The 14,563-nt window shown below is 44.3% G+C and carries 14 protein-coding genes and 1 riboswitch; of the genes, 6 read left to right on the top strand and 8 right to left on the bottom strand.

Going from position 1 to position 14,563, the window contains the following annotated elements; all coding sequences use genetic code 11:
* Positions 1–4 precede the first annotated feature (4 nt).
* Both JKP82_RS17770 and JKP82_RS17765 read left to right on the top strand, forming a co-directional pair.
* Entirely contained in the window at positions 5–871 is an 867-nt protein-coding gene (locus JKP82_RS17770; RefSeq protein WP_159528668.1) for an ABC transporter ATP-binding protein, read from the top strand.
* Positions 872–1,145: 274 nt separating this feature from the next.
* Entirely contained in the window at positions 1,146–2,321 is a 1,176-nt protein-coding gene (locus JKP82_RS17765) for an alginate export family protein (protein WP_232370714.1), read from the top strand.
* Between the two features lie 163 nt (positions 2,322–2,484).
* On the opposite strand, the gene JKP82_RS17760 is transcribed toward JKP82_RS17765, so the two are convergent.
* The 5 genes from JKP82_RS17760 to ccoG form a co-directional block, all read right to left on the bottom strand.
* Positions 2,485–3,087 carry an HD domain-containing protein gene (locus tag JKP82_RS17760; protein WP_159528672.1) on the bottom strand — a complete coding sequence of 201 codons (603 nt, stop codon included), beginning with the start codon at positions 3,085–3,087 and terminating at the stop codon, positions 2,485–2,487.
* 121 nt (positions 3,088–3,208) lie between these two features.
* Positions 3,209–3,841: a thiol:disulfide interchange protein DsbA/DsbL gene (locus JKP82_RS17755; RefSeq protein WP_159528674.1), complete on the bottom strand. Its 633-nt coding sequence runs from the start codon at positions 3,839–3,841 to the stop codon at positions 3,209–3,211.
* 197 nt (positions 3,842–4,038) lie between these two features.
* Positions 4,039–5,967, bottom strand: a complete 1,929-nt coding sequence (locus JKP82_RS17750) for a TonB-dependent receptor plug domain-containing protein (protein ID WP_218398071.1) — start codon at positions 5,965–5,967, stop codon at positions 4,039–4,041.
* A 52-nt stretch (positions 5,968–6,019) separates the two neighbouring features.
* Positions 6,020–6,235, bottom strand: a riboswitch (cobalamin riboswitch).
* A 44-nt stretch (positions 6,236–6,279) separates the two neighbouring features.
* Positions 6,280–7,251 carry a serine/threonine protein kinase gene (locus JKP82_RS17745; RefSeq protein ID WP_218398069.1) on the bottom strand — a complete coding sequence of 324 codons (972 nt, stop codon included), beginning with the start codon at positions 7,249–7,251 and terminating at the stop codon, positions 6,280–6,282.
* Positions 7,248–8,681, bottom strand: a complete 1,434-nt coding sequence (ccoG, locus tag JKP82_RS17740) for a cytochrome c oxidase accessory protein CcoG (RefSeq protein ID WP_218398068.1) — start codon at positions 8,679–8,681, stop codon at positions 7,248–7,250. The genes JKP82_RS17745 and ccoG overlap by 4 nt, the downstream gene beginning before the upstream one ends.
* Positions 8,682–8,990: 309 nt before the next feature.
* Between ccoG and JKP82_RS17735 the strand changes: the two genes are divergently transcribed.
* A complete protein-coding gene (locus JKP82_RS17735) occupies positions 8,991–9,356 on the top strand; it encodes a hypothetical protein (protein ID WP_159528682.1) in 366 nt (121 codons plus the stop codon).
* A 248-nt stretch (positions 9,357–9,604) separates the two neighbouring features.
* Positions 9,605–10,135 carry a DUF3016 domain-containing protein gene (locus tag JKP82_RS17730; protein ID WP_159528684.1) on the top strand — a complete coding sequence of 177 codons (531 nt, stop codon included), beginning with the start codon at positions 9,605–9,607 and terminating at the stop codon, positions 10,133–10,135.
* Positions 10,136–10,276: 141 nt separating this feature from the next.
* Here JKP82_RS17730 and JKP82_RS17725 read toward each other — a convergent pair whose 3' ends face one another.
* Positions 10,277–12,037, bottom strand: a complete 1,761-nt coding sequence (locus tag JKP82_RS17725) for an acyl-CoA dehydrogenase family protein (RefSeq protein WP_159528686.1) — start codon at positions 12,035–12,037, stop codon at positions 10,277–10,279.
* Between the two features lie 245 nt (positions 12,038–12,282).
* On the opposite strand from JKP82_RS17725, the gene JKP82_RS17720 reads away from it, so the two are divergent.
* A complete protein-coding gene (locus JKP82_RS17720; RefSeq protein ID WP_159528688.1) occupies positions 12,283–13,032 on the top strand; it encodes an SDR family NAD(P)-dependent oxidoreductase in 750 nt (249 codons plus the stop codon).
* Positions 13,029–13,898, top strand: coding sequence for an amidohydrolase family protein (locus JKP82_RS17715; RefSeq protein ID WP_218398066.1), 870 nt, complete (start codon positions 13,029–13,031; stop codon positions 13,896–13,898). Before JKP82_RS17720 ends, JKP82_RS17715 begins: the two co-directional genes overlap by 4 nt.
* A 55-nt stretch (positions 13,899–13,953) precedes the next feature.
* Here JKP82_RS17715 and JKP82_RS17710 read toward each other — a convergent pair whose 3' ends face one another.
* Positions 13,954–14,307 carry a hypothetical protein gene (locus tag JKP82_RS17710; RefSeq protein ID WP_159528692.1) on the bottom strand — a complete coding sequence of 118 codons (354 nt, stop codon included), beginning with the start codon at positions 14,305–14,307 and terminating at the stop codon, positions 13,954–13,956.
* The coding region (locus tag JKP82_RS17705) for a hypothetical protein (RefSeq protein WP_218398065.1) at positions 14,304–14,563 on the bottom strand (260 nt) is incomplete at its 5' end. The genes JKP82_RS17705 and JKP82_RS17710, both read right to left, overlap by 4 nt.

Raw genomic sequence — 14,563 nt, 5'->3', positions numbered from 1 at the left:
GAACATGCAAGCTAAACACTTGGAATTAGAACAAGTAGGCATCGATTTCCCTACACCGAAAGGCCCGTTTACGGCACTTACTGATGTAAACCTTAAAATTTCGAAAGGTGAGTTTGTTTCATTAATCGGTCACTCGGGCTGTGGTAAATCAACCGTGCTAAATATTGTGGCGGGTTTACACCAAGCCACCACGGGCGGCGTCATACTCGACGGTGCTGAAGTAAAAAGCCCCGGGCCAGAACGTGCGGTTGTTTTTCAGAATCACTCGTTATTGCCCTGGTTGAGCGTTTATAAAAACGTGGAACTGGCGGTAAAGCACACCATGCGTGGTAAGTCTAAAAAGGAAATGCGAGATTGGATCATGCATAACCTAGAACTTGTGCATATGACCCACGCTCTTGATAAATTACCCAGTGAAATATCTGGGGGTATGAAGCAACGTGTTGGTATTGCTCGCGCGTTAGCCATGGAGCCTAAAGTCTTACTCATGGATGAGCCCTTTGGGGCACTAGATGCGCTAACGCGCGCGCACTTGCAAGATTCATTGATGGAAATCCATGCAGATTTAGGTAATACAGTGATTATGATCACGCATGATGTCGATGAAGCAGTATTGCTTTCCGATAGAATAGTGATGATGAATAACGGCCCAGCAGCGACTATAGGTGAAATACTTGATATTGAGCTGCCCAGACCCCGAGACAGACTTAAACTTGCTGACAACCCTCAGTACAACCACTATCGGCATGAAGTGCTGACCTTTTTGTACGATAAGCAAAAAAAAATTGAGCCAGTGTCTTCCCATATCAAATCTAACCAAGCTGGAGGTGGTTCTGCAAAAAAAGCGAACAGTAAATCCGACGCAGCTTGAGTTAGGCGTCTAACGCTAATTCAAAGCGCGACAACATAAGTCGCTAAAACTTATTTAAACCCTTAGGTGCTTATCCCATTTTTTACTGGGAGGGAGCCCCTTAACTAAAAATCGTCAATAAGAACGCTAACCAACAAACGTTAACATCGTTAATAACAAGGGAACGCACATGAATACGCAAGATATAAAAGCATCAGCATCGCTGACAGAAGCACCGTCATATAGACTTAAACCGGTACAAAAGCGCTTTGCTCAAGCAGCACTGACAAGTGCTATGTTGGCGTGTTTTAGTGCGCCATCAATGGCGCAGAGCTGGCATGATGTACTTAGTGAAGCGTCTGCATGGGCAGACTTGAACTTACGTTATGAATCAGTCGACCAGGATAATGCACTTGATGATGCTAGCGCATTAACACTTCGTACTCGCCTAGGTTTTAAATCCGGAACGTTGAACGGGTTTTCCTTTACCGCAGAAGTGGAAGATAGCCGTATTGTTATGGGGCAGGGCGATTATACAGTAGGCCCTACTGGCTATAAAGTAGGTGAGTATTCAGTGATTGCAGATCCTGAAACCACAGAAGTGGATCAAGCCTTTATTCAGTATAAGAATGAAAAGCTAACACTCAAAGGGGGCAGACAAGTGATTGCCCTCGATAATCACAGATTCGTTGGGCATGTGGGATGGCGTCAAGATAGGCAGACCTTTGATGGTGTTACTGCTACCTATGCGCTTAACGAGAAAGTGAATTTCTTTTATGGATACCTCACCCAGCGAAATCGAATATTCGCAGAAGCCGCCGACTTTGATTCAAAAGACCATTTATTTAACGCAAGTTTCAAAACAGCGGTAGGAAAATTTACCGCTTATGGCTATTTGTTAGAAATTGACAATGACACCGATAATGCGCTTGATACCTACGGTATTCGCTATAACGGCAGTATGAAAGGTGAGACGGTGAACTGGGCATACGGCGCTGAATTTGCTACGCAAAGCAGCGAGTCAGGTTCAGGCGACACCGCTACCGATTATGATGCTAGTTATATTAATGCCAACCTTGCTGCTACTTTTTCAGGCATTACCGCAAAGGTTGACTATGAATTGCTGGGTTCTGACGATGGTGCATACGGCTTTGCCACGCCACTGGCCACCCTGCATAAATTTAACGGTTGGACTGATCAATTCTTAGGTACGCCTGCACAGGGACTTCAAGATATTACTTTTTCGGTATCCGGAAAATTAGCCGGTGGTAAATGGTTGTTGGCCTACCATGATTTTAGTGCCGATGAAGCTTCCGCAGAAGTGGATGATTTAGGTAGCGAGATTAACGTGCAGTACGTGACTAAAGTGATGGATAAAGTCACTCTCGCGGTGAAGTATGGTAGCTACTCTGCGGGTGACACTAAGGTAGATGCCAACAAGTTGTGGATGTGGGCAAGTACGCGTTTTTAATCGAGCTCAAAGGGTGTTTGATGGAGATTTTATAAAAAGCGACATCAACTAAGCGTTGCCAACAGGTTGCACCAAAAAAGCTCATAAAAAAGGTGCTAGAGAACAGATTCTCTAGCGCCTTTTTTGTCGCTTATAAGTGTGAACGTCAGCGCGTTTTACCGTTTTAGCTTTGTGCTGGAAGTAGCCAATTATTTTGTACCGCGGTATCTAATTGACGAGTGACGTAATCCCATAACTTAGGCGCACAATGCTTCAAATGTAAGTTACGCTTTTCTATCTTATCTCTGGTAACAGCATGTTTATTCCAACTACCACCTTGGTTTTGCATGTTTTGAAACACAGGAAGCACCCGGTCCATCGCCTTGGCAAACTCGGCATCAGGGGTTTTCGCTTCTTCAAACTCTAGCCATAATGACAGTAATTCATCGGCGTAGGTACTGGGCAGTAATCCAAAAATACGCTTCGCCGCATCAAGCTCTTTTTGTGCTTGCGCGTCGTGTTCTGAGTCCTCGTTGAAGGCAAACAAATCGCCTGCATCAATTTCCACTACATCATGAATTAAAATCATACGTATAACCCGAGCGACATCTATTGGCTTCTCGGAATAATGTGCCAAGGTACTGGCCATCAATGCAACATGCCAACTGTGCTCGGCAGAGTTTTCCTGACGATCGCCATCACAAGGCAAGGTTATTTGGCGTTTAACGCTTTTTAGTTGGTCTAATTCGCAAATAAAGGCACTGAAATCTTCGGGTAGAAACGACATGAATAGCTCCGGCTTTTTTTCGCATTGAAAAATGAAAATGGGCCTTAGCGTTAACCGCTACGGCCCATTTAATCTTGTACTGAAATAGGCATATTGGGGCCTACTTCAATAATCCTAGCAATTACTTTTGTTCAGATAACCAAACAATCAAATCAGCAATATCATCAAATGTCATTTCAGCAGTAAATGTAGGCTGATATTTACCATTAATAACGAAGCTTGGTACGCCTGATAAGTAATCTCGGTTCTTGTCGATAAGCTGCTGGTTCTTACGAATCATGTTGTTTACACCAAAGCTGGTGGCTAACTTATCAAACTCAGCGCCATCAACACCGTTTACCACAAAGATGTTTCGCAAATCTTTAAGGTTGGTAATGGTTGCGCGTTGCTTATGAATGTAGTTGAATATAGCCGTGTTCATCGCATCTTCCTGTTTCATTGCGCGGGCAATCAACATGGCATGGGTGGCGGCATCTTGAACATCAGGGCCTGTAAAGCGCATAAAGTTAACATGCACTTTTTCGAACTTAGTGTTCTCGCCTTTTTTCTCTTTAATTTGTTTTACGATTGGCTCAAATTGGAAGCAATGTGGGCACCAGAAAGAGAAGTATTCCGTGATAACTGGCTTTTTGGTCGCTTCTTCATCTAATACCGTGTAATGGGTACCTTCTTTCCACTTTGCTGCGCCTTCTTGGGCGCATGCGGTTAATGGCAAAAGCATTGCCATTACAAACAATACTACAAACTTCTTCATGTAATTGAATCCTTTGATTTCAAATCTATCTATCAGTGTTGAGGTTACCACAGGCTTTTATTGGGCACTAGTTTACGCGACAAGCGAGCGGAAAAATGCAACGAATGGATGATATAAGACCAGAAAGTTTCGCTTCTTCTTAAAGAAGAAGCGAATGAAGTATCGCTATTTGAGTCTATAAAGCGACATATTCGGAGTTACTGGTGGTTGTAGCTCACCGATAACAATGCACGACGTTCTTGGCCTGCATAGCCTACGATATCCTCGTAGTCATTATCAAAAAGGTTATTTACTTTTAATGATAACGCCCACTTTTCAGAAATATTATAACCAAGGTTAACTGACGCTAGTGTGTAAGCTGACAGCCCCAAAGTTTCTGCATTAGCTGGGTAGGGTGGGAAATAAGTATCGTAATGTGTTCCGGTATAGGCCAGTCTTGCATAAAGGCTAAATTTCTCGGTACCTAAATCAGACAATGCCGATAATGCGCCTTGGTGTCGTGCACGTCGAAGCTCGGTGTTAGCAATACCATTATCGTTTTGCTCGGCGTCTAAATAGCTATACGACGCCGATACCTTCGCTAAATCGCTAAGCCACGTTACTTCAACGTCTACGCCGTCACGGCTACTTTCACCGTCTGTATTCGCAGCGGTATACACGCCTTGAGTGGTGTCAAAAACGAAGCCATTAATCTCATCTTCAAGTTGGGCACTATAACCGCTTACTTGTGCCGAAACCGAATTCCAATGTGCTTTTACGCCAACTTCCCATTCTTCACTCTCTTCAGGCGTTAAGTCTGGGTTGCCAATAAAGCTATCTGGGAAATAGCCAAATCGCTCAGTAAAGGTTGGGGTTTTAATGGCCTTGCCGTAGCTAGAAAATAGCGCATAGCTTTTTGATACTTGCCATGTAAGGCCCGCGCGATAACTAACGGCGTCATCAAATTCACTGTTGTTATCGAATCGTGCGCTTAAGGTTGCGAAAACATTCTCAACAAGGTCACCTGTAGCTTCACCAAATAGGCTGGTGGTATTGTCATGTTGCTTTTGATTAGGATCGCCAAACACCACAGGGCCACGTTGTTCAAACAAACGTTGTAAGTATTCAGCACCACCTGCCACTTGCCAATTGTCGAAGCGATAAAAGCTTGTCCAGTTAAGTGCTAGTCGCTCGCCAGTCGTGCCACCCGCATCGGCACCCGATGTGGTATTTTCATTATCATCTTTTCGGTAATCGAAAGACACAGTAGATGCATAAGCCGATGCATCTGGTGCGAAGCGCCATGCTAGCTTAGTGCTCAGTTGGCTACCATCAGTCACATTGTCGGCATCTGCAGGCAATCCGGTGGTAACATAGTCAGTACCATCGTAATCATTTTCGTATTGGGTGCTGCGGAATTTCGCGCTCAATGTGTGTGCATCTGCCAATGCGTAATCGATGTTGATGCCTGCGGTCATGTTGTCATAACCATCATCTTCATTACCAATGCGTGAGATGTTATCGCCATCTGTTTTTAGGTAATTGGCGTAGGTGCGCACTGCCACATCGCCATTTTTGGTGGCGGCATTTATGCTGCCGTGGTAAGTACCTTGTGTGCCTATTCCTGCACTTAAATTAACACTGGGTTTTGTGCTGGTTCCTTCACCTGCTTTGGTGGTGATACTCAATACGCCACCAATCGCACCACTGCCCCATAAGGCACTTTGCGGGCCACGCAGTAGTTCTATACGTACCACGTTCGCTGAGGTCAAGTGGGCCAAATCTATCAAGCTTCCTTGGCCAATGTCGTTAGACACCACGCCATCAATAAGCACCAGTAAGTGATTACTTTCGCTGCCTCGAACACGAAGTTCGGTAAGGCCGCCTGGGCTACCTGATTGAGAAAGGCTCACACCTGGTAAGCCGCGAATTAAATCGGTAAGTTGTACTGCGCCTGAGGCTTGAATATCTTGCTCGGTTAGTACGCTTACCGATGCAGGTAGCTTGGCTATTTGTACAGGTAAACGGGTGCCAGTAACGGTAAGTGTTTCAATGGTATCAGGAGTTTGCGCTAAAACGGGTGCAGACAGCAGTGTTGCCACGGCAGCATAAACTGCAGTGCAGGTAAAGTGTGTTTGAAATTTCATTGTATTTCTCGCTATGTACTCCGCCCGAGTACAAGGGTGAATGTAAGCAGATTAACTGCCGTGAAGCTAGGCCGGTATCCGGGCTCACTCACCAATACAATGTATGGTTTCTCGGCCTTCCCATGTCGCGATATAAATAGCGATGACACAGTGGCGTGTTTAGGAGAATGTGTGTGTTCACACTGAGTTTACCGTTGCGGGGGCAGCATCAGATTTCACTGATTTCCCGTTTAACCCATTGATGGGCACCTAAGCGCGAAGGAGTATAGCTTAAGTGCCTAATAAATAGCGAGTGTGTTCAGGTTTTGCGATCTAATACCCGATTTTAAGAGGCGGTTCCTGCATGGCAGAAAGCTGTTCTTTTAACGCAAGAATTTGACCTTCCCAGTATTTATCGTCGGCAAACCACGGAAAAGCGCGAGGGAAGGCTGGATCTTCCCAGCGGCGAGACAGCCATGCCATATAGTGCACCATACGCATGGCGCGAAGGGGTTCAATTAACGCAAGTTGATTAGTATTAAACGGCTGAAATTCTTCATAAGCCTCAACCAATGTATCAAGTTGTAATAACTGCTGCTGGCGATCACCGCTTAACATCATCCACAAATCTTGAATGGCGGGGCCCATTCGACAATCATCTAAATCAACAAAGGTAGGGCCATCACGCCAGAGAATATTTCCAGGGTGGCAGTCGCCGTGTAGCCGAATAACGTCGGTGGCTTTATATGATGAGGAAGCCGCAGTTATAACGGGGTTCAAAATAGCAAAGAAGGCCGTTTTGAGGTGATCGGGCAACAAGGTACTATTTTCTAAAACCTGTCTAGGTTCATCTAAATAGCTTTGCGTGTCGATATCTGGGCGTTGCTTAAAAGTTTTCGCTTGAGATACGCGGTGAATACGGCCAATAAAGCGTCCCATCCATTCAAGTTGATCTAAATTATCGTTCTCAAACTGGCGCCCACCTACAGAAGGGAAAACCGTAAAGCGGTAATCTCCATGATGGTGAAGGCTTTTTCCATTTAGCGCTAATGGCGCCACAATCGGAATCTCGCTATCAGCAAGTTCTTGGGCAAAACTGTGTTCTTCTATAATTTGCGCGTCTGTCCAACGGGCGGGGCGGTAAAACTTAACCACGTAACGCTTGTTGTCATCGGCTTGAAATTGGTAAACCCGGTTCTCGTAACTATTGAGAGCAAGTAAGCCGCTTTGAAGAAAAATGCCCTGAGTTTCCAGGGCATCTAATATAGTGTCTGGATCTAATCCAGAAAACGAAAAATCTTTCATCGATAAAGGAATTTGGTTGGCTCATTAACCGTTACACTTTCACCTGAATCGGTGGTAGTGGTAACGGTGAATTGAATGTCTGTTACCACATCTTCCAGATTATACGGGTCGGTTGCAACCGAAATCGGTGTGCTATAAACCTCACCACCTTGTACCGTCACTTCTTTATTACCAATAAAGGTGTATTCAGGCAGCCCTTGAACCGAAATGGTATAGGTCTGAGTTTGTTGAGATTTGTTGAGTACTTTAACGGTATAAACATTCTCAATTAACCCTTCATTGGTTTCGCGATATAACGAATTACGGTCGCGAATAATGTCAATTTCCAGAGGCACGCGGGTCACAATGTCAGCAACCAATAACCCTGTCATGACAATAAGAACGATAAGGTAGCCGATAAGCTTAGGCCGTACAATGTGTGTTTTACCCCCCGCCAGCTCTTCTTCCGACGTAAAGCTTATTAGCCCTTTGGGGTAACCCATTTTATCCATTACGCCGTTACACGCATCTACACACGCGCCGCAGTTAATACACTCATATTGTAAGCCGTTACGAATATCAATACCGGTAGGACAAACCTGTACGCATAAATTACAGTCAATACAGTCGCCCAAGCCTTTTTCGTGAACCTGTTCATGGCTTAATTTACGCGGACGCGGACCTCGTTGTTCGCCCCGTTTCGCATCGTATGAAACGGTAAAGGTGTCTTTGTCGAACATGGCAGATTGAAAACGCGCGTAAGGGCAAATATGGGTACACATGATTTCACGCATATATCCCGCATTGGCATATGTGCATACCGCGAAAAAGACCACTGAAAACGCTGCCCAGAAACCCGTGTTGAAGGTGAAAAAATCAATAAAGAGCGCGCCGATTGGGGTGAAATATCCCACAAAGGTGAGTGCGGTAAGCAAGGCAACTGCCACCCAGGCCGTATGTTTGAGGATTTTGCGAATAAACTTATCCGCGTCCATTTTTCGCGCATCTAGCTTTATGCGTTTATTTCTTGGGCCTTCTATTTTTTCTTCAAACCACGTGTAGATATATACCCAGGTGGTTTGAGGGCACATGAAACCACACCACACTCTGCCTGCAAAGGTCGTCACGAAAAAAAGCGCGAATGCACCCACGATAAAAATATAAGCAAGTAAGGTTAAATCTTGCGGCCATAAGGTTAACCCAAATATAGAAAAGCGCTGCTCTACAATATCGAGTAACACCGCTTGCTGACCATTGAATTTAATCCACGGAATAGCGGCAAATAAGGCGAGGAAAAACAAACCAAAGAAACGCCTGAATGTTTCAAGAGGGCCTTTAACCGCACGAACATAAATGCGACTGCGCGAATCGTATCGTTTCCCTTCAGTGGATGATGCGGGTTTGTGCACCTTTACTGGGGTAACGTTTTTAACCGGAATCTGTTCGTTCATTTTTTCAAAACCTTAGCCAACTTCTTGTATTGCGCGGCGCATTATAACAGCTGAAAATTCAGCGTGTTTAACATAGATCAATGATCATCTTTATTTATCTTTCAGTCAATACTGAAAGTTCAGAAATTATATTTTATCGGTATGCCTTTACTTAATGCTAGTTGACTCTTATAGCGATAATAGTTTTTAATACCGAATGAAAATTATACAAGTAATTATCTTTTTGATTTTTTTGATGAAAGTGTTTATTAAAAATAACTAACGATAGCTGCGTTGTTTAAATTAAGTGTAGTAGTGGAATAATTTTAAATGCTTCGTTTCTTTGTCATCTGTGCTGAAATTGTATTATTGGTGATTGTGCTGCGCTCGCCTTTTGTTCAGTACTTTTTTTCAGATATACAAAGTACCGTCTCAGGTTGGTTTGTTTCTATTTCTGAGTTACCTGAACAACGAGAGTTGGATACGTTAAGAAATCAGGCCGCGGCGCAGCTGGCTCCTTTAAAAGAATTCGAAGCGAACTACCTTCGAAGAATACTGGCAAGTCGTTCAACGGTAACGCGCTTTCATAGCGCTTATTGCGAAACCACCGATATAAACCCTAACTTTAGTCGCGACAACCGCAAGCAGTTATGTACACTGATAGAGCAATCAAAGTTACTCGAACCCGATAAATAATTAGCGATAAACGCTTTGTTTCTTTTCTTGGCTTCTTGTGTCCTCTAATTCTTCCCATTTTGACCGTGTATATAGATAAAGCCATTCACTTTACGTTCAGCTACCTGTGCTATTATTGAGCATATAGTTGTGATAAAAGTAGTAGCATTGCTATGGTTGAAACCATGCTTCACTAAGCGCCGTTACCCGCTTACTCAGTCTTTGTAGCTGACTAATACCGGGTTTCTAAAAACAAGGTAGGGGGTTACATGAAAATAGCTAAGTTAAGTTTATGTGCGGTATTGCTCGCCAGCGTGGGTATGTCTGGTGTGTTGCAAGCAGCACAGGTTGAAGTAACTTGGAAAGAACCAAAGTCTTACCGAGATGTTAAGCCGTCGAATGAATCTCGCGTGCACTTTAGAGAGCGTACTTTTAAAGAGCTCGATGAATTTTTTATTGAACTCGCTGAAAAACTTCCCGAAGATCAAAAGCTGTTAATTACCGTAACAGACTTAGATTTAGCCGGTCAGGTCTGGCCTGCATCTTTTGTTGGTATGGGGCAGTCTGCTACTGATGTAAGGATCATTAAGGAAATAGACATTCCCAGAATGTCGTTTTCATATGTACTTTCTGGCAGTGATAACACCGTGCTTAAAAGCGAAGACGTTAAGATTAAAGATATGATGTTCATGAATACTGTTAATCGTAGGCTGAGCACCGATAATCTGGTTTACGAGAAGAACATGATTGAAGATTGGTTTAACGATACGTTTGCACAAAGCATAGTGAGTCACGATTAACACCGCTGCTCATCGTTTGTGATGGTGCCAATGAGCAGCAACAACACCAGAGCTTAACGGGTTTTAGTTTGCTGTTGTTGTATTGATAAGATAATAAAAAACCGCCTTTATCGGCGGTTTTTTTTTACTTAACGATTATAGTTAAATGTAATCGAATTCACTGCCAGATATAGCCAGTGTGCTTTCATAGCCTGCTGAGTATGCTTGCTTATGTGCATTGCGACGCGGCAATATTCGCTGCATATAGAAGTCACGGGTTTTCTGCTTAGAAGAAGCTAGCACCGCGTTATCTGTACTCGCCGCTTTATCTGCCATGCTGTACCACAGCACACCAATTAGCGAGTAGGCAGAATAGGCTAAGTAATCTGCTGCTGCCGCTGCTGCAGTAGTGCCATCCATACCTAGGCAGTCAGCCGATGATGCACGCCAATCGTCAAGTAGACCTTGCGCCAGCCCTTTGTTTTCAGCATCGCTAATATCAGCAACCAACTGTGCAAACGCCCCGTAAGTTGCTTCCATCATTTGCCCGCCATCGCGGGTTAATTTTCGACCAATTAAATCTAATGCCTGAATACCGTTAGTGCCTTCATACAGCATAGCGATACGTACATCACGCATCAATTGCTCCATGCCCCACTCACGAATAAACCCATGACCACCAAATACTTGCACCCCAATGCTAGTAGTTTCAAGGCCCATATCTGTCATGTAGGCTTTGCAAATTGGTGTAAGAAACTGCAACACTTTATCTGCATTTTCTTTTTCCTCGTCAGTGCCTAGTTTTTCTATGTCCATGTACTTTGCGTAAAGCAAAGAGAGTGCGCGGCTACCTTCAATTTGTGATTTTTGCGTGAGTAGCATACGGGCTACATCAGGCTGAAATACAATAGGATCGGCTTTTCCGTCAGGGTTTTGAATGCCTTGCGGCGCACGAGATTGAACTCGCTCACGGGCATACGTTAACGCACCTTGGTAAGAAGCTTCTGCAGCTCCCAGACCTTGTAAGCCAACTTGGAAGCGTGCGTCGTTCATCATAGTGAACATACAGGCTAAGCCTTGGTTTTCTTCACCCACTAGCCAGCCTGTAGCCTCATCGAAATTCATCACGCAGGTCGGGCTCGCCTTGATACCCATCTTATGTTCGATACTTCCCACAGATAACGAGTTCGCAGTACTTGGCTCGTTATTATCATCAAGCATTAACTTGGGCACTAAAAACAAGCTAATGCCTTTCACGCCTTTAGGCGCATCGGGTAAGCGAGCAAGTACCAAATGAATAACATTGCTGCTCCAGTCTTGATCGCCAGCAGTAATAAATATTTTATTACCTGTCACTTTATAACTTCCGTCACCTTGTGGTTCAGCCTTAGTGCTAAGTAAGCTAAGGTCGGTGCCAGCATGCGGTTCGGTTAAGTTCATCGTACCTGTCCACTCGCCGCTGATGAGTTTAGCGAGATACTTGTCTTTTAATTCCTTGCTAGCATGTTTAGTCACCGCTAATGTGGCACTTTCTGTCAGCATAGTCGTTAAACGCCAGCTTAGGTTTGCGGCATTTAGCATTTCATGCACAGGCACTGCCATGGTGTAGGGAAGTTCTTGGCCATCATATTCAGCTGTGCCTAGCATGGCGTTCCAGCCATTGGCTACATACTCCTGATAAGCGTCGGCAAAACCCTTCGGTGTGGTGATTTTTCCGTCTTCCAGCTTACAGCCTTCTTCATCACCTTCACGGTTTAATGGTGCAACAACATCAATGGCGAATTTAGCGCCTTGTGCAATAATCTCGTTAGCCAGTTCGCTATCAAAATCGCTGATACCCAACTTTTCATAGTGGGCATCTAGGCCTAACCAGTCCTTAAGTAAGAACTGAAAATCGGTAGTAGGGGCGTGGTACAGAGGCATGGAAGACTCCCTTTTCAAACAAGTGTTTTAATTTTGCCACATTATAGACACAAATAGCATAGACAGAGTAGCCCGTTAAGGGAAAGTTAATGAAAAATAATATCGCTGTATTTGTACAATAACCACTCAACGCCTTTAAATTTATATCACAGGGCCATCATAATCTTTGCCAAAGCTTGCTTTTCGATAGCTCGCTGGCATCCTATAACTATAGTTAATTCCATGTATTAAGAAGTTGAGTACTCATGAGCCACGGAAAATCAGTTTGTGTCGTTACCGGCGGTAGCTTAGGAATAGGGTTAGCGGTTTGTCATACATTCAGTGAAAATGACTACCGAGTGATAAACCTAGATGTAAGAGATTTTGACGACACACCAACTAACGCTGAATGGGTGGCTTGTGATGTCAGTAATGTGGAACAGGTGCGTCATGCTATTGATAATATCGCGGTGAAATATGGCCGTATAGATGCGTTGGTCTGTAACGCAGGCATGCACGTGTCGGCAACCATTGAAGACACCGATGAAGCATTGCTTGATAAGGTGATGAGCCTAAATATTAAGGGGGCGTACGGCGCAATTAAAGCGTCATTACCTATCATGAAAGCACAAAAAAGCGGGGCTATTGTGATGATGGGTTCAGATCAGTGTTTTGTGGGTAAACAAAACTCTTTTGCCTATGGGTTAACAAAGTCTGCCTTAGCGTCTATGGCAAAAACCACAGCACTGGATTATGCCCCTTTTAATATCAGAGCCAACGCAGTATGCCCTGGCACGATTGAAACGCCCTTGTTTCACCACGCCATTGACAAGTACGTTGCAGCATCAGGTGCTGATAAAACCGCAGTCGTAGCCCAAGAGGCCGCCGAGCAACCCATTGGCCGAATTGGCCAACCCGAAGATGTGTCTGAACTGGTGTACTTTCTTTGCAGTGAAAAAGCGAACTTTATTACTGGCAGCTTACACGCTGTTGATGGCGGTTATACCGCCAAGTGAATATCGTCGATGGTCATCTACATTTCTTTGCCCAAGAGGCGGGTGATTATCACTGGCTGAAGCCGCAAAACCCGCCGTATTGGCAGGATAAGCAAGCCATTGCGTTGGCGTGCGGTGAGAGAAGTTTAACACTTTCCAGCGGTCACACTCTTGCTGGTTATGTGCATATTGAGGCAGGGTTCGATAATCAACGCCCTTGGCGCGAAATCCGTTATTTAGAACAGCGTGCTCAACTACCTTTTAAAAGCGTTGCAAGTATCGATTTGTGTAGTGAAAGTACCTTGTCTCATATAGAAATATTAGCAGGGTTCTTTTCAGTGGCGGGGCTTCGCCATATTTTAGATGAACAAGCCGCCTCTATATTAACCCACCCTAAAACAAAACATGCGCTGAAGCGTTGTAGCGAATATGGGTTGTCTTTCGATGCCCAATTGGATGTGGGTGACAGCAAGGGGGTCAATGCATTACTTAGGCTATTAGAAGCACGACCGACACTGCAAGTTATTATTAATCACACAGGTGCGGCACTAATAAGTTCTGCCGTTACAGCTGCCTACGTTAAGCAGTGGCGTATTAATATGAAAGCACTTGCTCAGTGTTCTCGCGTGGCGGTAAAGCTTTCGGGATGGGAAATGCAGTGCAGAGATTGGCATTGGCGCAGTGCGCAAAATGTGGTCGTGGAAACAGTCGCTATATTTGGTGTGTCGCGAGTAATGTTAGCAAGTAACTTCCCACTTTCTAACTGGCGCCACAGTTATCAAACACTGTGGCAACAATACGAAAAAATGCTGGCAAATTTTACCCTTGACGCAAAGTGTAGCCTAATGGCAAACAATACCGCGCGTTGGTATGGCGTAGATATTTAAACGACTCTTCTCAGCCCCGCTTACAAGGTGCTACGCTAAATCCTTAAGCCTCGTATTAGTCTATAAGTTGATGGTGGGCGGCCACCGTCTGGCTTTCTATATGAATAAAGCTAAATTCTGCGCTTTGCTGTTTTTTCAATATAGTGAGGAAGGCACGAAGCTCATCCACAAAGCGCTCTGCTTTATCTGGCATTACCGCGCACCACACACAGAGTGATTTTTCTGTGATCAAACTGGCGTCGTAGCGAGGCTTGAATTCGCAGGCATCTTCGCGCCATGAACCTTCACAATCAATGTGTGTGCATCCACCATAATAGGTAGATAAATATTCGTTTAACGCGTGTTTCACTGGCTCGTAAGCGTGTGAACCTGGTGTCAATATAATCGTAAATTTAGTACGCTTGTTCATTTGTTCTTCGCAAATAGTAAGGCCATTAATAGCACCGCTATTAAGGCTAAGTTAACCGTGTTTTCAGATGACATTAGCGAGAATATATCGTAGATACCCCACGTTGAATCGTGCTTCACAGAGTGTGAGGCGGCGACAAAATTATTGGTAATATCTACCAAAGAAATACCCCCAATTAACATGAGTATTACTTCAATCGATTTATTTATAGCACGATTAAGTTGGTTCTCGTAACTTGATATTGCGTTATTAATAT

It is taken from the genome of Alteromonas lipotrueae, assembly GCF_019249215.1.
Classification (GTDB): domain Bacteria; phylum Pseudomonadota; class Gammaproteobacteria; order Enterobacterales; family Alteromonadaceae; genus Alteromonas; species Alteromonas lipotrueae.
The sequence above is the reverse complement of the archived record's forward strand: the minus strand, read 5'-3'. Positions and strand labels throughout refer to the sequence as shown.